We start from the raw sequence: 23,112 nt of genomic DNA, 5'->3' as shown, positions 1-23,112 counted from the left end.
GGCAAAAACCTTGTGGGAAGAGACATACGGAGATGATGAAAATCCCCTTCCTCGCCAATCTTGACCGACCAGACAAGAAAGCGACACCGGCTGGCAACATGGTGCAGGTGCTGGCACAAAAGCGGGAGCGTGCCGACCTGTTCAAGGAATATTCATTGAAATGCCGGGCTCACTCCTTATACTGGATCCACCTGTTTCCGGCGGTGGATTTGACACAATGGAATACAACACTTCAGAACTGTGCGACATCTATCAGGATATGGTGGATGTGCTCGAACCCATGCTCTGCTCCTTCGGCGGCCGCGCCTCTTTCGGCGGTGTCATCACCACGGTCAAATGCTTCGAATCGAACGGCCTGATCCGTGAAATCGTCAAGGAAAACGGCGTCGGCCGCGTATTGCTGATCGATGGCGGCGGCTCCATGCGCCGCGCCCTGATCGACAGCGAGATCGCCACCACGGCTGCCGAGAACGAATGGGAAGGGATCGTCTGCTACGGCTGCGTGCGCGAAGTCGACATCCTGGAAGATCTGGATATCGGCATTCAGGCACTGGCGGCCATTCCCGTGGGTGCCGACAGCAAGGATGTGGGTGAAACTGATCTACCGGTCAACTTCGGTGGTGTCACCTTCCTGCCGGATGACCATCTCTACGCGGATACGACCGGGGTGATCCTCTCCCCCGAGGCGCTCGATATCGAGTAAGCCGCAACCAGAGTGACAACGGGAGCCAAGGCTCCCGTTTTTTATGGCCGCTCTTCGCCAGACGCAGACAAAAAAAGAGGGCCAGTAAAAACTGGCCCTTTAACTGGAAGCAATGTGAGCAATGTCGTGCCTTCACAAGAAGTCCATCACGTTGGAACAAATGAAGTCTTTCCCGGAAAACAAGTTAACAATAATCATTCTCATTTAACTGTGCAACCCTTATTTGCCAAAAAAGCAAAAAAATTGACCACCGCTAAGGGTGGTCAATTTCGTCAGGCTTGTCGTGTGGCCGTCTGCAGGCTGGCCAATCCAGCCTCGCCCACCAGCTTACGGCTGAGGTAACGCAGCAATACACCATAGAGCGGAACGAACAACCCCAGGCTTATCAGCAGCTTGAATACATAGTCCACGGTCGCGATCTCGACCCAGTGTTCAGCCATGAAGGGGTCCGTGCTGCGCCAGAAGGCGATGCTGAAGAAAGTGATAGTATCCACCAGATTGCCAAACAGGGTGGAGGCAGCCGGCGCAATCCACCAGTGCTTGAGCAGCCGCAACCGGTTGAACACCACCACGTCCATGAACTGCCCCACCAGATAGGCCATAAAGCTGGCCAGGGCGATGCGTGCCACAAACAGGTTGAACTCGGCCAGATGGCTGACCCCCTGGAAGCTCCCTTCAAAGAAGAGCACCGAGAGCACATAGGAGATAGCCAGCGCGGGCAACAGCACGGTCTGGATGATCTTGCGCGCCAGGCCGGCACCGAAGATCCGCACCGTCAGATCGGTAGCCAAAAAGATAAACGGGAAGCTGAACGCACCCCAGGTAGTGTGAAAGCCGAAGATGGTGATCGGCAGCTGCACCAGATAGTTGCTGCTGGCAATGATCAGGATGTGGAACAACGAGAGGCGCACCAGCGCCGTCTGGTGCTGAGCAGGGGTCAGATTCATATTGTGACCTTTTTGGTTAATGGGGTTAGGGAACCCATACCGCCACCATTGGCGATAATTGAGGGGCGGCATTATACCGCCCCCTATCGATAGTTCAATCTTTATGCTGTTCAGCAAGCCAGAACAGCACCTCCTGATCGGCCGGGTGAACCGCGGTCAGCCAGCAACCGCTGTAGTGTTCATATTCGAGTCGCAACCGGCTGCCTTCAAATTCCAGCAGCCAGCTGTGGCGGTCTGCCCCCCATTCCCGTTCGATCACAACCAGCTCCCACGCGGCCAGCAACGACTCGGCACGGGCTGGAAAGTTGTCCCACTCAAGCCCATCACACGCCAGCATCACCACGCCGGCGTCCGTATCTGTCTGTGTAATGCGCCAGTTCATCCCTTGCCTCTCAACTGCTGCACGACAGCTCGCCACCGCAATACCAGCTGGCAATCGGCGTGGCGAGCTCCTCATATTCAGGGTGTTCATCATAGGGATTTTGCAAGGCGGCAAACAGCCGCTCAAACGGCATCATATCCCCTCGCTCTGCAGCCTCTATCACCTGCTGGGCCAGGGCATTGCGCAGCACATATTTCGGATTGACCGCATCCATCTTCGTCTTGCGGACAGCGTCCTCGCTCCCCTCCCAGGCTAGGCGCTCACGATAGTCCGTCAACCACCCCTGCCAAGCGGCAGGATCCGGCAACAAGGCCAGCAGGGAGGCGGGCCACTCCCCCTGTCGGGTCAGTTCGCCCAGCCGACGTAGGAACAGGTGGTAGTCCACCTTGTGTGCCGCCAGCAGTCGGAACAGCTCGCGAAACAACGCCGGATCATCGTCCTCCCACACCACCAGCCCAAGCTTGGCCCGCATCAGCTCGGAGTAGTGCAGCATCAACTGGTGTTCATACTGGGCCAGGGCCGACGCCAGGGCGTCTCCCTCGACATGACCCGCCAGCGCCTGGGCCAGCTTTTGCAGGTTCCAGTAGCCGACCGCCGGCTGCTGATCCAGGGCGTAGCGACCGCCCGGATCCGAGTGGTTGCAGACGAAGTCCGGCACATAGGTGTCGATGAAGCCGTAGGGGCCATAGTCCAGAGTCAGTCCGAGCAGCGACATATTGTCGGTGTTGAGCACCCCGTGGCAGAACCCCGCAGCCTGCCACTTGGCGATGAGCCGCGCGGTGCGGCGCACCACCTCGGCAAACAGCTCTGCTCCGTCGCTCAGCTCGGGGAAGTGGTGGCGAAGGAGATAATCGATCAGCAAGGGGATCTTCTCCCCCTGCCCGCTCCAGGCGAAATACTCGATGTGGCCGAAGCGCAGGTGGCTCGGGGCGGTACGCAGCACGGTCGCCCCCGTCTCCACCTGTTCCCGGTAAACGGGCTCCTGACTGCCCACCAGCACCAGCGCCCGGGTAGTCGGGATGCCGAGAGCATGAAGCGCCTCGGAGGCCAGATACTCGCGAATGCTGGAGCGCAGCACGGCACGACCATCGCCAAAGCGGGAGAAGGGTGTCTTGCCCGCCCCTTTCAGATGCAGATCCCAGCGCTGGCCATCCGGCGCCAGTTGTTCTCCCAACAACAGTGCCCGTCCGTCACCAAGGCGCGGGCTGTAACCGCCGAACTGGTGGCCGGCATAGACCTGGGCGACCGGCTGCATACCGGGCAGGGGCTGACCCAGGCCGCAGCAAGCCAGCCAGTCTGCCTCGCTCACCTCGTCCAGTCCCAGTTCACCAAGCAGCGAACGGTTGAGGTGCAGCAGTCTTGCATCCTGCAGTGGCTGGGGCGCCACGGGCTCGCAGGCCCAAGGCAGTTCGGTGGCAAAAGTGTTGATCAACTTCATGGTGATGCGGGTCGTCCCTGCGTATGCTCGTGTCACTCTTTATACCGCCCCCGGCCATTTCCGGCTAACAGGCGATCGCGTATTTCATATCAAGGAGAAGAAGATGCAGAAATGGGTGTATGCCCTGCCTTTGCTGGCTCTGGCCTGGGGACACAACGCCAGGGCGGCGGATATCGAGGCTGGCAAGGCCAAGGCTGCGGTGTGCGCCGCCTGCCACGGCGTCGCAGGCAAGGCGAGCGTGCCGGTTTATCCTCACCTGGCGGGCCAACAGGAGGCCTATCTGTTGAAACAGCTGAAAGCCTTCAAGGATGGCAGTCGCAAGGAGCCACTGATGGTTCCCTTCATGGCCCCGCTCAGCGAGGCGGACATGGAAAACCTGGCGGCCTATTACGCCAGCCTGAAATAATTCACGGCGTCCGGATAATGGGCGCCTTCCCCCTGATGTGCCCCCTCCCGGCCTGAGTCTGCCGCAGTCGATGATGCTTCGCTAATCAACCCTAGCGCCGGCAGTAGTCGATTATCAGGTCCATAAAGGCTTCACCGAAGCGCTCCAGCTTACGATGGCCGACGCCGTTGATCGCCAGCATTTCGTCTTCCGTCATCGGCATGAGCTGTGCCATCTCCACCAGGGTCGCATCGTTGAACACCACGTAGGGCGGCACCTCTTCATCCTCGGCGATCTGTTTGCGCAGGGCGCGCAGCTCCTTGAACAGCCGCTTGTCGTAGTTGGCGTTGTCGAGCAGGCCGTTGCGCTTCTCCTTGCGACTGGAGATGGGCTGCAGGCGGGGTACCGCCAGTTCCAGCTTCACCTCGCCGCGCAGCACGGGGCGGGCCGCCTCGGTCAGCTGCAACACCAGGTTGCGGGTGATGTTCTGGGTCAGCAGGCCTTTGTGGATCAGCTGGCGGATCACGCTCATCCAGTACTCGTGGCTCTGATCCTTGCCGATGCCGTAGGTCGAGAGCTTGTCGTGGCCGTGATCCTTGATGCGCTGATTGAGCGAGCCGCGAAGCACCTCCACCACATAGCCTACCCCGAAGTTCTGGCCCACCCGCCAGACGCAGGAGAGTGCCTTCTGGGCGTCTTCGGTGCCGTCATAGCTCTTGGGCGGATCGAGGCAGATGTCGCAGTTGCCGCACGGCTTGTCGTTGTACTCACCGAAGTAGTTGAGCAGCACCTGGCGCCGGCAGGTCTGCGCCTCGGCAAAGGCCGCCATCACGTTGAGCTTGTACTGCTCCACCTGCAGCTGCTGAGGATTCTCGATGTTGTCGAGCAGGCGGCGCACCCGGCCGATGTCGGCGGGATCGTAGAGCAGCAGCGCCTCGGCGGGGGTGCCATCGCGGCCGGCACGGCCGGTCTCCTGATAGTAGGATTCGATGTTCTTGGGGATGTCGTAGTGCACCACGAAGCGCACGTTTGGCTTGTCAATGCCCATGCCGAACGCCACTGTCGCCACCACTATCTCGATGTCATCCTTGAGGAAGGCCTCCTGGGTCTGCTGGCGCAGCTCGAGTGGCAGGCCGGCATGATAGGGAGCTGCCTTGCAGCCGTGACGGGAGAGCCGCTCGGCCACCTCCTCCACCCGGTTGCGGCTGGAGCAGTAGACTATGCCGCAGTTGCCCTTCTGGCTCTGCACGTAGCGCAGCAGCTGCTCGGCCGCCTTGAACTTCTCCACCAGACTGTAGCGGATGTTGGGCCGGTCGAAGCTGGCGGTGTGGATAAAGGGATCGTTGAGCTCCAGCCGGTGCAGCATGTCGCTACGGGTCGCCTCGTCGGCAGTGGCGGTCAGCGCCACCACGGGCACCTGGGGAAACCACTGCTTGAGCCGCCCGAGCGCCGCATATTCCGGCCGAAAATCGTGCCCCCACTGGGAGACGCAATGGGCCTCGTCGATGGCGAACAGACCGAGCGGCAGTTCGGCCAGCCGGTCCATGAACTCGTGCTGCAGCAAGCGCTCTGGGGAAACATAAACCAGTTTGATCTCGCCGCGGCGCATGGCGGCAAAGTTCTGGATCATCTCCTCCCGGCTCAGGGCCGAGTTGATGTAGGCCGCCGCCACGCCGTTGGCACGCAGGGTGTCGACCTGATCCTTCATCAACGAGATGAGGGGTGAGACCACCACCCCGAGCCCCGGTCGCAGCAGCGCCGGGATCTGGTAGCAGAGCGATTTGCCGCCGCCGGTGGGCTTGAGCACCAGGGCATCGCGCCCCGCCACTATCTGCTCGATGATCTCGAGCTGGCCCGGCCGAAATTGCTGATAGCCGAAGACCGCTTGCAGCAGGGCTAGCGGTGTCTCTGGCTGAGGGTCAGGCAGGGTTTCGGCAATCGCGGTCATGGGCTCTCCTTTGGGGTCGCCATTCTAAAGCAGCCGCCGCCCACAATAAACCTGCCATTGCGACTGTTAAGGAAGTGTTGCAGACTGGCTGGAGTTTTTACTCGGCTTTGCTGACAGGGATCGGGATCAAGGATGAAACAGATGCTCAAGAAGATGGCGCTCAGTGGCATTGCCAACCTGTTCGCCGAGAAGATGCCGTTCAACAAGCTGATCGGCATGCAGGTGACCCACTACGACTTCGACAAGGTGGAGCTGCGCATCAGGATGGACGAGAAGCTCATCGGCAACCCCTTCCACAACATTTTGCACGGCGGCGTCACCGCCAGCCTGCTGGATGTGGCGGGCGGCATGATAGTCGCCGCCTCCTGCATCGACGAGCTGGAGGATTTCTCCCCCAGCTACCTCAAGGAGCGCTTCTCCCGCCTCGGCACCATCGATCTGCGGGTGGACTATCTGCGGCCGGGGCGCGGCAACGAGTTCATCGCCACCGCCCACATCATCCGAGCCGGCAGCAAGGTCGCCGTTGCCCGCATGGAGCTGCACAACGAGGAGGGGACCCATATCGCCTTCGGAACCGGTACCTATCTGGTTGGATGAGCCCGCTTAATGCATAAAAACCACTCTGTTAATCCACTTTTAATCATTAGATTCCTTACCCCCTCCGCCCGATAAAGAGCCATACTGAGATCCGGGATTGTTTGCAGAGGGAGGATTGCAGGCGATGAGTGCGAAACTGGCGACCACACCATCCAGAGCCTTGTTAATGCGTATCGAGTCCATGCTCGACGAGGTGCAGACACCCGAGTGTCGTCACTGGCTGGAACAGGAGCTTGAGGGCTATGCGCTCTCCTCGCCCCTGCCTTGGTATCGCATCGTTCCCTGTCGGCAACGCGGTCACTTTTTGGATCTGAAGACGGGAAAATATTTGACCTGTCATATCAACAGTCAAACGCTATGCCAACGCGATCTGGCCCAAATTCAGTTCATCTATGCCCGTGAACCCGCCGCCCACTATTTGCTGCAACGCAATTCCGGTATTGAGCCCTGGCCAGAACAGCTGCTGGAAGATTATCAGGAGCAGCTGATCCCCGGCCATCTATGCCTGCAAGCCTGGCATGAGCCCGTGATTTCATTACGTGCACAACTGATGGAGGGAATCGAACATTTCATTAGTGAGTACCCCAAGCACGCGGCCTTGCAACCTCAGCACAGCTTCAAGGCATTGCGGCATCAGCACTGGCATATCTGAGTAAGCGCCTGGCGCGCAAGGAGGGCACGATAGACAAGACCCATAGCGAGATTGCCACAATCTGAGAGTGCCGGAGTCAGGATCAGACTCCACCCATGGGCCACCGGGCGGTGGCCCTTTTCATGCCTGCTGCAATCCCCCTCAGCACTCGTCCACTTCTTGTGACCGCAAAATACAGTCATGACTCAACCATCATCGGCAGTGCTCAGCCCGGGAATGCCCCAGATATTCCGGATGCGGAACTAGATGGCCCAAGCTACGTCAGGAAAGAGAAGCTGCCGGCTGGCAGAGAGAAGAAAAGCGGAGAGTATAAATGCGAAAAGGCCGCTCATTGAGCGGCCTTTTCAAATTTGGTCGGTGTGAGAGGATTCGAACCTCCGACCCCTTCGTCCCGAACGAAGTGCGCTACCAAGCTGCGCTACACACCGATGTCTGCGGGACGGGAATTTACCGAAAGCCCCGACACGACACAAGCCTTTTTTGCATTAAAAGGGAAAAAAACTGCCGTTCGCTCAACTATTCAGCGTTTTACGCGCGTGTTTACCGGAATGCAGCCAGGTGATGACATTCCGGCAACCAGACTCAAGGCAACTGCAGCGATTCGGGCCCCAGTAAACGGGGTCGCCAGTCAGCCACCATCCCGTGCTCCAGCCAGCTGGCCGCATTCTGACGCCAGTTGGGCGACAGCGCCGGGTTCTCCAGCAACAGCAGTAGATCGGCTTCGTTGCGTATCTGATTGAACAGGATGTCGGCGGTGCGCTTCACCGTCAGCTCTGGATAGGGCCTGTCCACCAGCTCCAGCGTCTGATCCGGTGCGACCATGCCCTCCTCCAGCACCCGCAGCAACCAGCCACAGCGGCCACTGAGCTGCATCACCTGGGACATCTGACCGTAGCCAAAACGCTGGTTGAGTTTGAAACAGGGCGATCTGGGCTGACTTATCTGGATCAGCGCCTCGCCGAGTCGATAGACGTCGCCGATGCAGGCCTGTGCTTCGGTCAGCCCGACACCGGAGAGATTCTCGCCAAAGGCGGCGGGTTGCCATGGCGTTTCGGGTGCAGGCAAGCCCAGCGCGGTTTGCCAGGTCTGCCACCAGGGGTAGTGATCGGCGGGATAGTAGTGCAGCGCCCGATCCGGGCCGCCATGATGACGTTGATCGCTTTGCTCATCCCCCTCCAGTCCAAGCTGGCCGCAAAACAGCGGCGCCGTGGCGGGGTGTTTGTGGATGGCTGTCGTGAGACCGGGCACCAGTTCGGCGCCACGGCCGGTAAAGAGAGAGATCCGCATACTCATCCTCCGAATTGACGAGAGTAGGCGGATCTTAACACGAGGTCAGGCGACAGCCTGCATCTGGGCTGTCATGGCGATCTCGGCGCGGCGGCGTTTCTCCGCCTTGGCCATCAGATACCAACTGCCAAAGGTAAACAGGGATACCGACAGCAGGATCAGGCTGGCCACCGCGTTGATCTCGGGTTTCACACCGAGACGCACCGCCGAGAAGACCTCCATCGGCAACGTGGTCGAGCCCGGGCCGGAGACAAAGCTCGCCAGCACCAGGTCATCCAGCGACAGGGCAAACGACATCATGCCGCCCGCCGCCAGCGAGGGGGCGATCATCGGGATGGTGATCAGGAAGAACACCTTCCAGGGCTTGGCCCCCAGATCCATGGCCGCCTCCTCGATGGAGAGATCCAGTTCCCGCAACCTGGCCGACACCACGATCGCCACATAGGCGGTACAGAAGGTGGTGTGGGCAATCCAGATGGTCACCATGCCCCGCTCGGCGGGCCAGCCCACCAGCTGGGCCATGGCCACGAACAACAGCAGCAGGGAGAGACCGGTGATCACCTCGGGCATCACCAACGGCGCCGTCACCATGCCGCCGAACATGGTCCGGCCGCGGAAGTGAGGGATCCGGGTCAGCACAAAGGCCGCCACCGTCCCCAGCGCCACCGCCGCAATCGCGGTGTAGAAGGCGATCTCCAGCGAGCGCAGCACTGAGCCTATCAGCTGCTTGTTGTCCAGCAGGCCGAAGTACCACTTCAGCGACCAGCCACCCCATACGGTCACCAGCTTGGAGGCGTTGAAGGAGTAGATCACCATGATGACCATGGGCAGGTAGATGAACAGCAGCCCCAGCCACAGCATCAATTTGGCAAAACCGAAGCGCTTCATGCTTTACCCTCCAGCTCTTTGGCCTGGTTGCGGTTGAACAGGATAATGGGGACGATCAGCACCGCCAGCATCACCACCGCCAGGGCAGAGGCCACCGGCCAGTCGCGGTTGTTGAAGAACTCCTGCCACAGCACTTTACCAATCATCAGAGTCTCGGGGCCGCCAAGCAGTTCCGGAATCACAAACTCGCCCACCACAGGGATGAACACCAGCATGCAGCCGGCGATGATGCCGTTCTTGGAGAGCGGTACCGTGATCTGCCAGAAACGGGTGAGGTTGCGAGCACCGAGGTCAGACGCTGCCTCCAGCAAGCTCTGGTCATGCTTGACCAGGTTGGCATAGAGCGGCAGCACCATGAACGGCAGGTAGGAGTAAACGATGCCGATGTAGACCGCCAGGTTGGTGTTGAGGATCTGCAGCGGCTCGTCAATGAGGCCTATCCCCATCAGCAAGCTGTTGAGCAGGCCATTGTTGCTGAGGATGCCCATCCAGGCGTAGACCCGGATCAGGATCGCGGTCCAGGTCGGCATCATGATGAGCAGCAGCAGAACAGTCTGGGTCTCCTTGTTGGCCCGCGCGATGGCATAGGCCATCGGATAACCGATCAGCAGACAGAGCAGGGTGCTGATGAAGGCCATCTTGAGGGAGCCGAGATAGGCCGCGATATAGAGCTCATCTTCCCGCAGCAGCAGATAGTTGCCCATGTTGAGCAGTATGGTGAGCTGGTTGTCGGCCCAGCTCACCACATCGGTGTAAGGCGGGATCGCCACATCTGCTTCGGCGAAGCTTATCTTCACTACGATGATGAAGGGCAGCAGGAAGAACAGGAACAGCCAGAAGAACGGGATGCCGATCACCAACTGGCGCCCGCCCAATATCTTCAGTCGTTTCAATGCATTCATGATTGCAGCACCACGCCGCTGTCATCTTCCCAGTAGAGGAACACCTGGTCATCCCAGGTCGGCCGCTTGCCGTGGCGTTCGGCATTGGCGATGAAAGCCTGAACGATCTTGCCCGAGGGCAGCTGGATGTAATAGACGGAGTGGCCGCCCAGATAGGCGATGTCATAGACCTCGCCCTTGGTCCAGTTGAAATCGGGGTGCTCGATCTCGACCGGTTTTTGCAGGCTCATCAGCAGCTTCTCCGGCCGCAGGGCATAGGTCACCTTCTTGTTCTCGGCGCGGGAGCTGATACCGTGGCCCACATAAATGGGCTGCTCCAGATCCGCACAGGCGATGGTGGCGTGGTCCTGCTCATCCTCCACCAGCATGCCGTCAAACAGGTTGACGTTACCGATGAACTCGCACACCAGCCGGCTGGCCGGGGTCTCGTAGATGTCCATCGGGCTGCCGATCTGCTCGATGCAACCGAGATGCATGATGGCGATCCGCTCGGCCATGGTCATGGCCTCTTCCTGATCGTGGGTCACCATGACACAGGTCACGCCGACCCGCTCGATGATCTCCACCAGCTCCAGCTGCATCTGGGAACGCAGCTTCTTGTCCAGTGCCCCCATGGGTTCGTCCAGCAACAGCAGCTTGGGGCGCTTGGCCAGGGAGCGAGCCAGAGCTACCCGCTGCCGCTGACCACCGGAGAGCTGGTGCGGCTTGCGGCGAGCATACTGGGTCATCTGCACCAGCTTGAGCATCTCCTCCACCCGGGCATCGATCTCGGCCCTGGGCAGGCCATCCTGCTTGAGGCCGAAGGCGATGTTCTGCGCCACCGTCATGTGGGGGAACAGGGCATAGGACTGGAACATCATGTTGATGGGACGCTCGTAGGGCGGCATATCGGTGATGTCGACCCCGTCGAGGAACAGACGTCCCTCGGTGGGGCGCTCGAACCCGGCCAGCATCCGCAACAGGGTGGATTTACCCGAACCGGACCCTCCGAGCAGGGCGAAGATTTCGCCCTTGTGGATGTTGAGCGACACATTGTCGACCGCCAGCGTTTCATCGAACTGCTTGCTGACCCGATCGATCTTGACCAGCACTTCTTTGCGCTGCTGACTGCCCTCGAGGGCTTTCTTGTAGGCACTGGAGGCTATCGCCATTACCAAACTCCCAAGCGTGACACCGACCAGAGGGTCGATTCATAAAAGCGATCTGGCGCCCCAGAGCGGGCACCAAGGTTAGGTTCCGGACTTGATCTTCGTCCAACTCCGGGTCATTTGGCGCTGTACCGCACGTGGATGTGCCTCCTGCACAAACAGATGCTCCAGCACCGCTTGAGGCGGGTAGACCCGCTCATCCTTGCGCACCTCCTCATCCATGAACTCTCCGGCCTTGGCGTTGGGGTTCGCATAGCCCACATAGTTGCTGATCTTGGCGATCACCTCGGGCCGCAGGACATAGTTGATGAGGGCGTGGGCTTCTTTGACATTGTGGGCATCCGCAGGGATGGCCATCATGTCGAACCAGAGGTTGGCTCCCTCCTTCGGAATGCTGTAGGCGATATTCACCCCTTTGCCCGCTTCCTCGGCTCTCGCCGCCGCCTGCAGGATGTCGCCGGAGAAACCGGCCGCCACGCAGATGTCGCCATTGGCCAGATCGCCGATGTACTTGGAGGAGTGGAAGTAGGCCACATAGGGCCGCACCTTCAACAGCTGGGCCTCGGCCTTCTTGATGTCGGCCGGTTCGTGGCTGTTGGGATCGAGTCCGAGGTAGTTGAGGACGGCGGGGATCATCTCGTCGGCGGAGTCGAGAAACGCGACTCCGCAACGGGAGAGTTTTGCCATGTTTTCCGGTTCAAAGATGGTGGCCCAGGAGTCAATCTTGTCGACCCCCAGCACCGCCTTGATCTTGTCGACGTTGTAGCCGATGCCATTGGTTCCCCACAGATAGGGCACCGCGTATTGCTGACCCGGATCCACCTTGTCGAGCTGGCCGAGCAGCACGGGGTCCAGGTTGGCCAGATTGGGCAGCTGGGATTTGTCCAGTTTCTGGAACGCCCCCGCCTGGATCTGCTTGGCCAGGAAATTGTTGGAGGGCACCACCAGGTCGTACCCGGTCCGCCCCGTCAGCAGCTTGCCCTCAAGGGTCTCGTTGGAGTCAAACACGTCATAGACGGTCTTGATCCCGGTCGCCTGCTGGAAATCGCTGAGGGTCGTCTCGCCGATATAATCGGACCAGTTGTAAAAGTGCACCACAGGGGCTGCCTGGGCCACATTCGCCAGCCCCATGGTCAGGGCAAGGGTGATCAACTTGGTAGTATGCACTGTGTCAGTTCTCCTGTTTTGTGGTATTCCGGCTGCGCATCCCTTCGCGCGGCCCATCCCGAAGGGATGGCATCACAATCCTCCCGGCCGAACTGCGGACCGGGAGGAGCACTCGTCACTTACTTGCCGGACTTGATCTTGGTCCAGCTGCGGGTCATGGTCCGCTGCACCTTGGCCGGCAGATCCGGGAAGGTGTAGATCTTCTGCAGGGTCGCCGCATCGGGGTAGACACCCGGATCGGTGCGGATCGCCTCATCCACCAGCGGAGTGGCAGCCTTATTGCCGTTCGGGGCCTGGATCTGGTTGGTGATGTTGGCGATCACCTCCGGCTTCATCAGGTAGTTGATGAAGGTATGGGCAGATTCGACGTTCTTGGCATCGGCCGGAATGGCGATCATGTCAAAGAAGCTGCCAGCGCCTTCCTTCGGAATGATGTAGGTCAGCGCGACACCATTTTTGGCCTCGGCAGCACGTGCTTTGGACTGTTGCAGGTCCATGGAGTAACCGACCGCCACACACAGGTTGCCGTTGGCCAGATCCGAAATGTACTTGGAGGAGTGGAAATAAGCGGTATAGGGGCGAATGGAGAGGAACAGCTCCTCGGCCTTCTTCAGCTCGGCCGGCTTCTGGCTATCCGGCTTGAAGCCCAGGTATTGCAGGGCCGCGGGCAGCATTTCGGTCGGCGAGTCGAGGAAGGAAACACCGCACTCCTTGAGCTTGGCCATGTTTTCCGGCTTGAACACCAGATCCCAGGAATCCACCGGGGCTTTGTCACCCAGTACGGCCTTCACCTTCTCGGGGTTGTAGGCAAAGCCGATAGTGCCCCACAGATAGGGGATGGAGTACTGGTTGCCCGGATCGCTAGGCTCGAGCGCCTTGAGCAGGTTGTCATCCAGATTTTGCCAGTTGGGGAGCTTGGACTTGTCCAGCTTCTGGAACACGCCCGCCCTGATCTGCTTGGCCAGGAAGGGGTTGGACGGCACCACGATATCGTAGCCAGACTTGCCTGCCAGCAGCTTGGCTTCCAATACCTCGTTGCTGTCGAACACGTCATAGACCACCTTGATGCCCGTCTCCTTCTGGAAGTTATCCAGGGTATCCGAGGCGATGTAGTCGCTCCAGTTGTAGACGTGCAACACCTTCTCTTCAGCCATTGCTCCGGCGCTTGCCATGACCAACGCCACAGAGGCAGCGATCACTCCCGTTTTGAAAGACATCATCCTTGTCTCCTAAGCAAATTGTATGCGCATGCCAACCTGCCTGGCACCAGCTATCCCTTCAGCTTTGCAGCAGTCAGATCCAGACTGAGCCTTGCCAGTTTGACCAATTCATCAACCTGTTCCTCGGTGATGACCAAGGGGGGCGATATGATCATGGTATCGCCGACCGCCCTCATCACCAAGCCATTGTTAAAGCAGAATTCCCGACACGTCATTCCGGCATTTGCCTCGGCCGGAAAACGCTGGTTGGTCTGCTTGTCCCGGACAATTTCCAGCGCGGCCACCAGGCCTTTGCCGCGAGTTTCGCCCACCAGAGGATGGTCGGCCAGCTCGCTCCAGCGACGCTGCAAATAGGGGCCGATAGTATCATGCACTCGCTTAACTATGCTCTCGTTTTGCATAAGCTGGATGTTGGCTACCGCCACGGCGCAGGCCACCGGGTGACCCGAGTAGGTGAAGCCGTGGTTGAACTCACCCCCCTCCTCCACCAGCACCTTGGCGACCCGATCGCTCACCATCACGGCACCCAGCGGCAGATAGCCGGAGGTGATCCCCTTGGCCAGGCACATCAGATCCGGTTTGATGCCAAACCCTTCGCTAGCAAACCAGTGGCCGGTGCGACCAAACCCGCAGATCACTTCATCAGCGATGAGCAGGATGCCGTACTGATCGCAGATGCGCTGGATCTCGGGCCAGTAGCTGTCGGGCGGAATGATGACGCCGCCGGCCCCCTGGATCGGTTCGCCGATGAAGGCGGCCACCTTGTCCACTCCCAGCTCCAGGATCTTTTTCTCCAGCTGGCGGGCACGCTCCAGGCCGAACTCGTGGGCACTCATCCCCTGCCCCTCGCCAAAGTGATAGGGCTGATCGATGTGCACTATGCCGGGGATGGGCAAGCCACCCTGGGCATGCATGCCCTTCATGCCGCCAAGGCTCGCCCCCGCCACGGTGGAGCCGTGATAGGCGTTGTGGCGGCTGATGATCACCTGCTTGTCGGGCTGCCCCTTGCTGGCCCAGTAGTGACGTACCATACGCAGCACGGTGTCGTTGCATTCGGAGCCCGAGCCGGTGAAGAAGACGTGATTGAGATGGGCCGGCGTCACCTCGGTCAGCAGAGTGGCCAGCTCGATCACCGGCGGGTGTGCAGTCTGGAAGAAGAGGTTGTAGTAGGGCAGCTGCTGCATCTGGCGGGTGGCGGCATCCACCAGCTCCTGGCGGCCATAACCCATGTTGACGCACCACAAACCCGCCATGCCGTCGAGGATGCGCTTGCCGTCGGAGTCCTCCAGATAGACGCCATCGGCCTTGGTGATGATGCGGCTGCCCTTCTTGTTCAGGGCCTGAAAATCGGTAAAGGGGTGCAGGTGGTGGCTGGCATCCAGTTGCTGCCACTCACGGGTGGTGTGCTGCATTTCTTGCTCCTCGGTTCCTTCGACTCAAGCGGTTTGTTTCATGAATCGAGAGGCTGCTGGCGCGCTGCCAGCACTCTCGATATGAGCGGGGAGGTTCAGCCTCCCCACAGGGGGGATGCGTGACGGGCACGCATCCGGGTCACACGTTCAGCAGCAGGAATTCCCGTTCCCAGCGGCTGATCACCCCGAAGTAGGTCTCGTATTCCTTGCGCTTGACCGCCACGAAGGCGCGGGTGAAGCGCTCGCCCAGCATCTCCTTGATCGGCTCGCACTGCTCGAGATGGCTGAGCGCCTCCTCCAGCGAGCGGGGCAGGCTGTAGGGCAGCTCGTAGGCGCTCGACTTCATCTCGGGCAACGGGTCCAGCTTCTCCATCATGCCGAGATAGCCGCAGGCCAGGGTGGCGGCCAGCGCCAGATAGGGGTTGGCATCGGCACCGGCGAAGCGGTTTTCCACCCGGCGGGCATTGGGCTCGGAGAAGGGTACCCGCAACCCGCAGGTGCGGTTCTCCACCCCCCACTGCACGTTGCGCGGCGCGCTCTCTCCGAAGGTAAGGCGGCGGTAGGAGTTGACGTTCGGTGCCAGCAGGGCGGTCACCGCCGGGGTGTATTTCTGCAGCCCGGCGATGAAGTGCATGAACAGCTCGGAGTGGCCACCGCTCTCGGTGCCGAACAGGTTGCGGCCGTCCATGTCCTCCAGACTCTGGTGGATGTGCATGGCGGAGCCGGGCTCATTGCTCATCGGCTTGGCCATAAAGGTGGCGTAGATGCCGTGGCGGTGGGCCGCTTCCCGCATGGTGCGCTTGAACAGGAACACCTGGTCGGCGAGATCGATAGCATCCCCGTGCAGGAAATTGATCTCCATCTGGGCGGCGCCGGATTCGTGGATCAGGGTATCCACCTCCAGCTCCTGGGCCTCGCAGTAGTCGTACATGTCCTCGAAGATGGGGTCGAATTCGTTGACCGCATCGATGCTGAACGATTGGCGGGCGGTCTCCGGGCGACCGTTGCGTCCCACCGGAGGCACCAGGGGATAGTCGGGATCTTCGTTGCGGGTCACCAGGTAGAATTCCAGCTCGGGTGCCACCACCGGCTTCCAGCCCTGCTTCTCGTAGAATGACAAAACCCGGCGCAGTACCGAGCGGGGGGCGATGTCGATCAGCTTGCCATTGACGTCGAAGCAGTCGTGGATCACCTGGGCGGTCGGCTCCAGTGCCCAGGGCACGAAGCGGATGGTGTTGGGATCGGGATAGAGCTGCATGTCCCGCTCCAGCGGGTCGATCATGCTGTCATCGTCCGGGTATTCGCCGGTTACCGTCTGGGTGAAGATGACCTCGGGCAGGCGCATGCCCCCCTCGCGTAAAAACTTGTTGGCTGGGATGATCTTGCCCCGGGCGTTGCCGGTGAAATCCGGAAACAGGCACTCCACCTCCGTGATGCGATTGTTCTCCATCCAGCCTTTGATACTGTCCATGTTAAACCCCGACTTTCGATTGTCATTGGCAAGGGTGTCTAATATATGGAACACCCTTGTTATCAAATTGTAATCAGCATCACCATAAAAGCCCGCCATCAAGGGCAATGTCAAGGTGAACTGTTTAAAAAAATATAAATATCGGTGCATATAATGACCAAGACGACACCAAATACTAAACACTTCATCCCGGACTCAGCTCATTGCAAAGCCAGTGCCAGCAGGGGTTTCAGGACGCGACAGAACCCGGCCGAACAGTGGTCCGAATGGGCTTTTCTTTGCAAGGGCGCACAATCCTTGTCCCATTTGCTTTGCTTGGCTGCATTTTTTTGGTACAAGGCCCGCCCTGATTTGCACTCTCTTGCACGATTCGGGTGCAAATCAGACACAAGGGCTTGGTCTGCAGGCAGACAGCCCCCATAAACAGGGATAATTGGGTTAGTAAACTGACTGGTAGTAAATCGTATGTGTGATTTCATGACTGAAGACCAACTGGCCTTTTACAAGGGGCAGATCGAGCAACAGATCGTCGAGCTCGAGGAACGCCTCAACTCCCAGGCCAGCCAGGCCATCGCCACCGATACCAACGAGATGGCTGATGAAATTGACCGTGCCAGCATCGAGGAGGCCCGCCGTCTGGAGCTGAACCGCATCGAGCACGACAAACTGCACCTGCGCAAACTGCGTGGCGCGTTGAAGCGCATCAGCGAAGGAGATTTCGGCTACTGCGAATCCTGCGGTGACGAGATCTCTCTCAAGCGGTTGCAGGCTCGTCCAGAATCCCGTTTCTGCGTCGAGTGCCAGAGCACCAAGGAATTCAACGACACTCACGTATTCCGCCGCGTCGCCTGATCTCTGTAGACCGTCGCGATCCGCGGTGAATCGCGGGCAGGCTGCACGGCCCAAGGTATCCGGTTCATCTCGATGAACCGCGAGCCTGACGGCGAACACGCCTTGCTCATGACTTCGCCACAAGATCGCGGAGAAGTTCTGATAGACTCCGGGCTAGCCCCGGATTCTAGAGGAGAACAGAGAGTGAAATGGCTCATCAAGCTGTGCTTGTGTCTGCCCCTGCTGGCACAAGCACAGGTTCTGCAGGTCAAGATCCCCAGCCGGCCCATCAACAGCCTGGATCAGGAGTACCAGATCAAGCTGCTGGAACTGGCCCTGACCCGCTCCGGACAACCCTTTCGCATCGACCCCGTCGAACTCGATCTCAACCAGTTCACCCTGCAGCAGCAGCTGGTCAAGGGCAAGAAGATCAATGTGTTCTGGATGGGTACCTCCAGTGCTCTCGAATCCGCCCTCATCGCCATCCCGATCCCGCTGTTTCGCGGGCTGGAAGGGCTTCGCCTCTCGTTCATCCACCAGGATGCCCAGGAGAAGTTCAACCAGATCAACACCCTGGCCGATCTCAAGCAGATGAAGGCATTGCAGGGGGTCGGCTGGGCCGACAACAGGATCCTGGAAAATGCCGGCATCCCCACCTATTCGGGTCGCTACAGCAACCTGTTCCGCCTCATCAATGACGGTGACAAGGTGGACTTCTTCCCCCGCAGCCTGGTGGAGATCTTCGCCGAACATAGCGAACTGGCCGAGCAATACCCCCGCCTCGCCATCGAGCAGCACCTGCTGCTGCGCTACCCCTTCGCCCAGTTCTTCTTCGTCAGTCCCAACAATCCCAAGCTGGCCAAGGCGATTCAGACCGGGTTGGAGCGAGCCTACGCCGACGGTAGCTTCATGAAGTTCTTCAATGAGAACCCCAGGATCCGCGAGGCGCTGGCCAGCGCCAACCTGGATCAGCGGGTCACCATCAAGCTGGATAATCCGGACATGACCCCCTTGCTCCAACGCATTCCGGCCCAATATTGGCAATATCCGCCCCGCTAAGGGGGCGTTTGTCGCAAGCGGCCACCCCAACGCCGGGTTGGCCACTCTCCACCGCGCCCAGGAGTTGATATGCAAAAGACCAAGATGAGCCTGCTGCTGGCGGGTTGCCTGCTGGCCATGCCGGCCCTCGCCGACAAGGCCGATCCCGTCGGCGAGGTAAGCACCTCGTTCAAGCTGCTCGGCCCCAACCACAAGATCCTGGTGGAGGCGTTCGATGACCCCAGGATCGACGGCGTCGCCTGCTATCTGGCGCGTCCCAAGACCGGCGGCGTCAAGGGCGGACTGGGGCTGGCGGAAGATCCGTCCCACGCCTCCCTCTCCTGCCACCAGATCGGCCCCATCACCCTGCCCGAGAAGCTGAAGGCGGGAGAAGAGGTTTTCGACGTCAGCACCTCCCTGGTGTTCAAGGAGCAGAAGGTGGTGCGCTTTTACGACCAGAAGCGCAATGCGCTGGTCTATCTCACCTACAGCACCAAGCTGGTGGACGGCTCCTACAAGAGCGCCGTCAGCGCTGTGCCCATCATGCCCTGGGGCTGATCCCCGCAAGGAGGCAAGCATGTACGAAACCGTTCTGATCACCGGCGCCACCAGCGGCATCGGCCACGCCCTGGTGCACGACCTGTGCGCACGCGGCTACCGGGTCTATGCCACCGGCAGGAACGAAGCCGCCCTGGCCGAGCTGATGGCCGCCACCGGCTGTCTCGGCAGCAGCGCCGATCTCACCGATCCCCCGCAGGCCATGGCCCTCTATCAGCGGGCTCGCGAAGCGCTGGGGCGGGTCGATGTGCTGATCAACAACGCCGGCGCCAACCCGCGCAAGGCGCCGATCGCCGACACCACGCTGGAAGAGTTCGAGCTGCAGTACGCCCTCAACCTGCGCGCCCCCTATCTGCTCGGACGCGAGGCCCTGCGCGAGATGATCCCGCGCGGCAACGGTTACATCATCAACGTGGTGAGCACCTGCGCCCTGCGCCACCCCACCCCCATGGGCATCTACAGCACCATGAAGAGCGGCCTGGCGAGCCTGAGCCAGGTGATGATGAAGGAGGCCCAGCCCCACGGCATCAAGGTCTCGACCCTCTACCCGGGCGGCGTCGATACCCCGTTTCGGGCCGAGGCCAAGCCTCACTACATGCAACCCGCCAGTGTGGCCACCACCATCACCACCCTGCTCGGTCTGCCGGCGGACGTGATCGTCCACGAGATGACCTTCCGGCCGCCGTTCGAGCTGGAGTGAGTACGTCATGCGGGCATGGTGATCAGGATCACGGTTTGTAGTAACGTGACGCCATCAACCGATACGGAGTTCCAACATGAAAGTCGCCGTTTTCAGCAGCAAGAGCTATGACAAAGAGCATTTCAACCAGGCCAACAGCCAGTACGGCTTCAACCTGGAGTTTTTTGATGTTCGCCTGGAGGCCAAGACGGCCCGACTGGCTCACGGCTTCCCGGTCGTCTGCCTGTTCGTCAACGACGATGCGGATCGCGAAGTCCTGACCGAGCTGGCCGCCAACGGCACCAAGGTCATCGCCCTGCGCTGCGCCGGTTACAACAATGTGGATCTGGCTGCCGCCAAGGAGCTGGGGATGAAGGTAGTGCGGGTACCGGCCTATTCACCGGAGGCGGTAGCCGAGCACGCGGTGGGGCTGATGATGACCCTCAACCGCCGTATCCATAAGGCCTATCAGCGCACCCGCGACGCCAACTTCTCGCTGGAGGGGCTGGTCGGCTTCAACATGCATGGCCGCACCGCCGGCATCATAGGCACCGGCAAGATTGGCATCGCCACCCTGCGCATTCTCAAGGGCTTCGGCATGCGGCTGCTGGTAAGCGATCCGTACCAGAACCAGGCGGCGCTCGATCTGGGGGCCGAGTACGTGGATCTCGACACCCTGTTCCGCCAGTCCGACGTCATCAGCCTGCACTGCCCGTTGTTCAAGGAGAACTACCACCTGCTGAACAAGGAGGCGTTCGACAAGATGAAGGACGGGGTGATGATCATCAACACCAGCCGGGGCGGCCTGCTCGACTCCAACGCCGCCATCGAGGCACTCAAGACCGCCCGCATCGGCGCCCTGGGGCTGGACGTCTACGAGGAAGAGGAAGATCTCTTCTTCGCCGACAAGTCCAACGAGGTGATCACCGATGACGTGTTCCGCCGTCTGTCGGCCTGCCACAACGTGTTGTTCACCGGCCACCAGGCCTTCCTGACCCGCGAGGCGCTGCACGCCATCGCCGATACCACCCTCAGCAACATCCGGGCGCTCGACGGCCAGGGTCGCTGCGACAACGAGGTGGAGTAAGGGATAACCCCTTTGTTCACCCTGCGCCGGGTTGTGAGACCCGGCGCCATCGGGTAGGCTAGCCCCCCTTTTTTATTCAGGAGTCTGGCTGCCTATGTTTATCGGATTTGATTACGGTACCTCCAACTGTGCCGTTGCCGTGATGGAGCAAGGCAGCCCCAGGCTGCTCAATCTCGGCGCCTCCCGCTATCTCCCCTCCACCCTGCACGCCCCCCATCGGGATGCCATCGCGGGTCTGCTGGCCGAGGGGCTGGCCCCGACCCGTCAGGCGAAATACCTCAAGCTGCGCGGCCCCGTGGTGACCCGGGCCCAGAGCGTGCGCCGCCAGATGCGGGAAGAGGGGCTGATCGACGAGCTCAGCTTCGGCACTACGGCGCTGGAGCGCTATCTGGAGGAGCCGGACGAGGGCTATTACATCAAGTCGCCGAAATCCTTCCTCGGTGCCTACGGCCTCAAGGCACCGCAGATCGCCCTGTTCGAAGACATCGTCTGCGCCATGATGCTGCACGTTCGCCAGCAGGCGGAACAGCAGACCGGAGCCCCCATCCGCCAGGCGGTGATCGGCCGCCCGGTCAACTTCCAGGGGCTGGCGGGGGAAGAAAGCAACCGCCAGGCCATCGCCATCCTGAGCGAGGCGGCCCGCCTCGCCGGGTTCGAGCAGGTGGAGTTTCTCTACGAACCGGTAGCGGCCGGTTTTGAATTCGAGGCGCGTCTGACCGAAGACTCCGTGGTACTGGTGGTGGATATCGGCGGCGGAACCACAGACTGCTCCATGCTGCGCATGGGCCCGAGTTACCGTGACCAGCTGGATCGCAGCGGCGATCTGCTCGGCCACAGCGGCCAGCGCATCGGCGGCAACGACTTCGACATCCGCCTGACGGTGGAAGGCATGATGCCACTGCTCGGCATGCACGAGACCCTCAAGACCGGCAAGCCGCTGCCCCACCCCCTGTTCTGGGACGCGGCCGCCATCAACGACGTCAGCGCCCAGAGCCGCTTCTACAGCCTGGATACCGCCCGCCAGCTGCAGGATCTGCAGCTCGACAGCCAGCCCGGCAGCAAGCTCTCTCGCCTTGCCAATCTGCGGGCCCACAAGCTGAGCCACCAGCTGGTGTGGCGCGCCGAGCAGGGCAAGATCGCCCTATCGGAGCAGGATCTGAACCGCCAGTCCCTGGACGAGCTGGAGAAAGGGCTGGCAGCCGAGCTCAATCGCGAGCAGCTGGCCTGCGCCTCGGCGCCGCTGCTGGAGAAGATCGGCGAGCTGATGGATGAGGCCATCGCCGCCGCCGGTGTACAGCCGGATCGCATCTTCGTCACCGGCGGCAGCGCCCGCTCGCCGCTGATCGCCAGCTTTATCCGCCATAAGCTCCCGGCTATTCCGCTGGAAGGGGGCGATGACTTCGGCTCGGTCGCCTCCGGTCTGGCCCGTTACGCCGAGCGGTTGTTCGCTTCGGCGAACCAGGGGGAATAACCGCTCCGGCTCAGGAGGAGTGCCACAAAACAACAGGGAGGCCATTGGCCTCCCTGTTGTTTATCTTGCGACCCCTCAGAACTGAGAGCTGGTCATGTCGAGGCCATCGACGCAAAGCAATCTGGCCGGCGGCATGGCGATGCCGGAATCGAGGCAGTAGTCGACTATCTTGTCCTCGAACTGGCCGTATACCACCTCCAGATGCTGGGGTTGCCACATGCGAGCCGTCCAGATACGCCCCGTGCTGGTGGCGGCGATGCCTGACACGGGTTGCTCCCGGGCCAGCAGGGTTCCCAGCACAGCGGGCAGCGTATCGCAAAACTCCCTGACAGCTCGGCAGGCCAGATCATGCAGCCGATCGCCACGTCGCGGTGTGACAGCCGTCTGGTAGAGGATATTGCCGCCATCAATGGCCTCGGTCGTCTCGTGCAGGGTCATCCCCGTCATCTGGGGCTCCAGCATGTAGCTGGGCCAGAAGTGGGTGATGCAGCCACGGTACCAGGGCGAGAGGCCGCCGTGCACATTCCACGCCATGCCGTCAAAGCAGTTCAGCAACTCGGGGGAGAGTTTGTGGCAACCGTAGGAGAGCAGCAGTGTCGGCTGCAACTGGCTGATCCTGCGGATCATCTCGGGCCCGTTCAGCTCGTCATGCCCGATGCCGATGGCCGCATCCAGCGGCGCCCCCTGGGCGGCAAAATAGTGCTGCTCGCACTCGTCACGCAGGCGGAAGTGGTGTTGCCAGAGTGCGGCCAGGCGCCCGTTCAGATGAGCCGGTGGCGCCGGGGTGAAGTATTCCCGCCGTTCGGCGAACCAGGTCACCGGCAGGCCGCTGGCCATAACCTGGCGCGCTAGGTAGCGGTGGCGGGGGTGATCCCCGGTAATCAGGACTATCGACATGTTT

At 60.6% G+C, this 23,112-nt stretch carries 23 protein-coding genes and 1 tRNA gene; 10 read left to right on the top strand and 14 right to left on the bottom strand.

Features of this window, described 5'->3' with window-relative positions; translation table 11 throughout:
* Positions 1 to 217: 217 nt before the first annotated feature.
* Positions 218 to 703, top strand: coding sequence for a ribonuclease E activity regulator RraA (gene rraA / locus I6L37_RS05125; RefSeq protein ID WP_026456861.1), 486 nt, complete (start codon positions 218 to 220; stop codon positions 701 to 703).
* Positions 704 to 975: 272 nt separating this feature from the next.
* Here rraA and I6L37_RS05120 read toward each other — a convergent pair whose 3' ends face one another.
* The 3 genes from I6L37_RS05120 to I6L37_RS05110 form a co-directional block, all read right to left on the bottom strand.
* Entirely contained in the window at positions 976 to 1,650 is a 675-nt protein-coding gene (locus tag I6L37_RS05120; protein WP_216993429.1) for a 7-cyano-7-deazaguanine/7-aminomethyl-7-deazaguanine transporter, read from the bottom strand.
* Positions 1,651 to 1,744: 94 nt separating this feature from the next.
* Positions 1,745 to 2,032, bottom strand: a complete 288-nt coding sequence (locus I6L37_RS05115) for a DUF3630 family protein (protein WP_216993428.1) — start codon at positions 2,030 to 2,032, stop codon at positions 1,745 to 1,747.
* 10 nt (positions 2,033 to 2,042) lie between these two features.
* Positions 2,043 to 3,470: a YdiU family protein gene (locus I6L37_RS05110; protein WP_216993427.1), complete on the bottom strand. Its 1,428-nt coding sequence runs from the start codon at positions 3,468 to 3,470 to the stop codon at positions 2,043 to 2,045.
* 103 nt (positions 3,471 to 3,573) lie between these two features.
* Here I6L37_RS05110 and I6L37_RS05105 point away from each other — a divergent pair, with 103 nt between their 5' ends.
* Positions 3,574 to 3,876 (top strand): c-type cytochrome, encoded by a 303-nt coding sequence (locus tag I6L37_RS05105; RefSeq protein WP_026456858.1) that lies wholly within the window; start codon positions 3,574 to 3,576, stop codon positions 3,874 to 3,876.
* A 91-nt stretch (positions 3,877 to 3,967) separates the two neighbouring features.
* On the opposite strand, the gene recQ is transcribed toward I6L37_RS05105, so the two are convergent.
* Positions 3,968 to 5,803 (bottom strand): ATP-dependent DNA helicase RecQ, encoded by a 1,836-nt coding sequence (gene recQ, locus I6L37_RS05100; RefSeq protein ID WP_201982617.1) that lies wholly within the window; start codon positions 5,801 to 5,803, stop codon positions 3,968 to 3,970.
* A gap of 132 nt (positions 5,804 to 5,935) precedes the next feature.
* On the opposite strand from recQ, the gene I6L37_RS05095 reads away from it, so the two are divergent.
* Together I6L37_RS05095 and I6L37_RS05090 are read left to right on the top strand one after the other, a co-directional pair.
* Entirely contained in the window at positions 5,936 to 6,400 is a 465-nt protein-coding gene (locus tag I6L37_RS05095; RefSeq protein ID WP_042027294.1) for a thioesterase family protein, read from the top strand.
* 124 nt (positions 6,401 to 6,524) lie between these two features.
* Positions 6,525 to 7,052 (top strand): hypothetical protein, encoded by a 528-nt coding sequence (locus I6L37_RS05090; protein ID WP_026457638.1) that lies wholly within the window; start codon positions 6,525 to 6,527, stop codon positions 7,050 to 7,052.
* Positions 7,053 to 7,403: 351 nt separating this feature from the next.
* Here the strand turns inward: I6L37_RS05090 and I6L37_RS05085 are convergent.
* The 9 genes from I6L37_RS05085 to I6L37_RS05045 all read right to left on the bottom strand — a co-directional run bounded on the left by I6L37_RS05085 (position 7,404) and on the right by I6L37_RS05045 (position 16,547).
* A tRNA-Pro gene (locus tag I6L37_RS05085) sits at positions 7,404 to 7,480 on the bottom strand.
* Between the two features lie 154 nt (positions 7,481 to 7,634).
* Positions 7,635 to 8,339: an MOSC domain-containing protein gene (locus I6L37_RS05080; protein WP_216993426.1), complete on the bottom strand. Its 705-nt coding sequence runs from the start codon at positions 8,337 to 8,339 to the stop codon at positions 7,635 to 7,637.
* Positions 8,340 to 8,384: 45 nt separating this feature from the next.
* Positions 8,385 to 9,227, bottom strand: a complete 843-nt coding sequence (locus tag I6L37_RS05075) for an ABC transporter permease subunit (RefSeq protein ID WP_026457636.1) — start codon at positions 9,225 to 9,227, stop codon at positions 8,385 to 8,387.
* Positions 9,224 to 10,129 (bottom strand): ABC transporter permease subunit, encoded by a 906-nt coding sequence (locus tag I6L37_RS05070; RefSeq protein ID WP_042027291.1) that lies wholly within the window; start codon positions 10,127 to 10,129, stop codon positions 9,224 to 9,226. The genes I6L37_RS05075 and I6L37_RS05070 overlap by 4 nt, the downstream gene beginning before the upstream one ends.
* Positions 10,126 to 11,280 (bottom strand): polyamine ABC transporter ATP-binding protein, encoded by a 1,155-nt coding sequence (gene potA, locus I6L37_RS05065; protein ID WP_026457327.1) that lies wholly within the window; start codon positions 11,278 to 11,280, stop codon positions 10,126 to 10,128. Before potA ends, I6L37_RS05070 begins: the two co-directional genes overlap by 4 nt.
* Positions 11,281 to 11,358: 78 nt before the next feature.
* Positions 11,359 to 12,444, bottom strand: a complete 1,086-nt coding sequence (locus I6L37_RS05060; RefSeq protein ID WP_042070603.1) for a polyamine ABC transporter substrate-binding protein — start codon at positions 12,442 to 12,444, stop codon at positions 11,359 to 11,361.
* Between the two features lie 119 nt (positions 12,445 to 12,563).
* Positions 12,564 to 13,661 (bottom strand): polyamine ABC transporter substrate-binding protein, encoded by a 1,098-nt coding sequence (locus I6L37_RS05055; RefSeq protein WP_082043388.1) that lies wholly within the window; start codon positions 13,659 to 13,661, stop codon positions 12,564 to 12,566.
* Positions 13,662 to 13,714: 53 nt separating this feature from the next.
* Positions 13,715 to 15,076 carry an aspartate aminotransferase family protein gene (locus I6L37_RS05050; RefSeq protein WP_061477058.1) on the bottom strand — a complete coding sequence of 454 codons (1,362 nt, stop codon included), beginning with the start codon at positions 15,074 to 15,076 and terminating at the stop codon, positions 13,715 to 13,717.
* Between the two features lie 139 nt (positions 15,077 to 15,215).
* Positions 15,216 to 16,547, bottom strand: a complete 1,332-nt coding sequence (locus tag I6L37_RS05045; protein ID WP_042027284.1) for a glutamine synthetase family protein — start codon at positions 16,545 to 16,547, stop codon at positions 15,216 to 15,218.
* 465 nt (positions 16,548 to 17,012) lie between these two features.
* Here I6L37_RS05045 and I6L37_RS05040 point away from each other — a divergent pair, with 465 nt between their 5' ends.
* The 6 genes from I6L37_RS05040 (at position 17,013) to yegD (ending at position 22,211) form a co-directional block, all read left to right on the top strand.
* Complete coding sequence (locus I6L37_RS05040; protein ID WP_026457164.1) at positions 17,013 to 17,399, top strand: TraR/DksA C4-type zinc finger protein; 387 nt, start codon at positions 17,013 to 17,015, stop codon at positions 17,397 to 17,399.
* Positions 17,400 to 17,582: 183 nt separating this feature from the next.
* Positions 17,583 to 18,437, top strand: coding sequence for a hypothetical protein (locus I6L37_RS05035; protein ID WP_216993425.1), 855 nt, complete (start codon positions 17,583 to 17,585; stop codon positions 18,435 to 18,437).
* A gap of 69 nt (positions 18,438 to 18,506) precedes the next feature.
* The gene (locus I6L37_RS05030; RefSeq protein WP_026457162.1) at positions 18,507 to 18,974 is read left to right on the top strand and encodes a CreA family protein; all 468 of its coding nucleotides are present in this window, start codon (positions 18,507 to 18,509) and stop codon (positions 18,972 to 18,974) included.
* A 19-nt stretch (positions 18,975 to 18,993) separates the two neighbouring features.
* A complete protein-coding gene (locus tag I6L37_RS05025; protein ID WP_216993424.1) occupies positions 18,994 to 19,674 on the top strand; it encodes an SDR family oxidoreductase in 681 nt (226 codons plus the stop codon).
* Between the two features lie 76 nt (positions 19,675 to 19,750).
* On the top strand, positions 19,751 to 20,740 hold the full coding sequence (locus I6L37_RS05020) for a 2-hydroxyacid dehydrogenase (RefSeq protein WP_026457160.1): 990 nt from the start codon (positions 19,751 to 19,753) through the stop codon (positions 20,738 to 20,740).
* Between the two features lie 94 nt (positions 20,741 to 20,834).
* The gene (gene yegD / locus I6L37_RS05015) at positions 20,835 to 22,211 is read left to right on the top strand and encodes a molecular chaperone (protein WP_216993423.1); all 1,377 of its coding nucleotides are present in this window, start codon (positions 20,835 to 20,837) and stop codon (positions 22,209 to 22,211) included.
* A 75-nt stretch (positions 22,212 to 22,286) separates the two neighbouring features.
* On the opposite strand, the gene I6L37_RS05010 is transcribed toward yegD, so the two are convergent.
* On the bottom strand, positions 22,287 to 23,108 hold the full coding sequence (locus I6L37_RS05010; protein WP_216993422.1) for a formyl transferase: 822 nt from the start codon (positions 23,106 to 23,108) through the stop codon (positions 22,287 to 22,289).
* Between the last annotated feature and the right edge of the window lie 4 nt (positions 23,109 to 23,112).

This window comes from Aeromonas sp. FDAARGOS 1407, from assembly GCF_019048725.1.
Classification (GTDB): Bacteria; Pseudomonadota; Gammaproteobacteria; order Enterobacterales; family Aeromonadaceae; genus Aeromonas; species Aeromonas enteropelogenes.
Note: the sequence above shows the minus strand (reverse complement) of the source record. Positions and strands in the feature narration are given on the sequence as shown.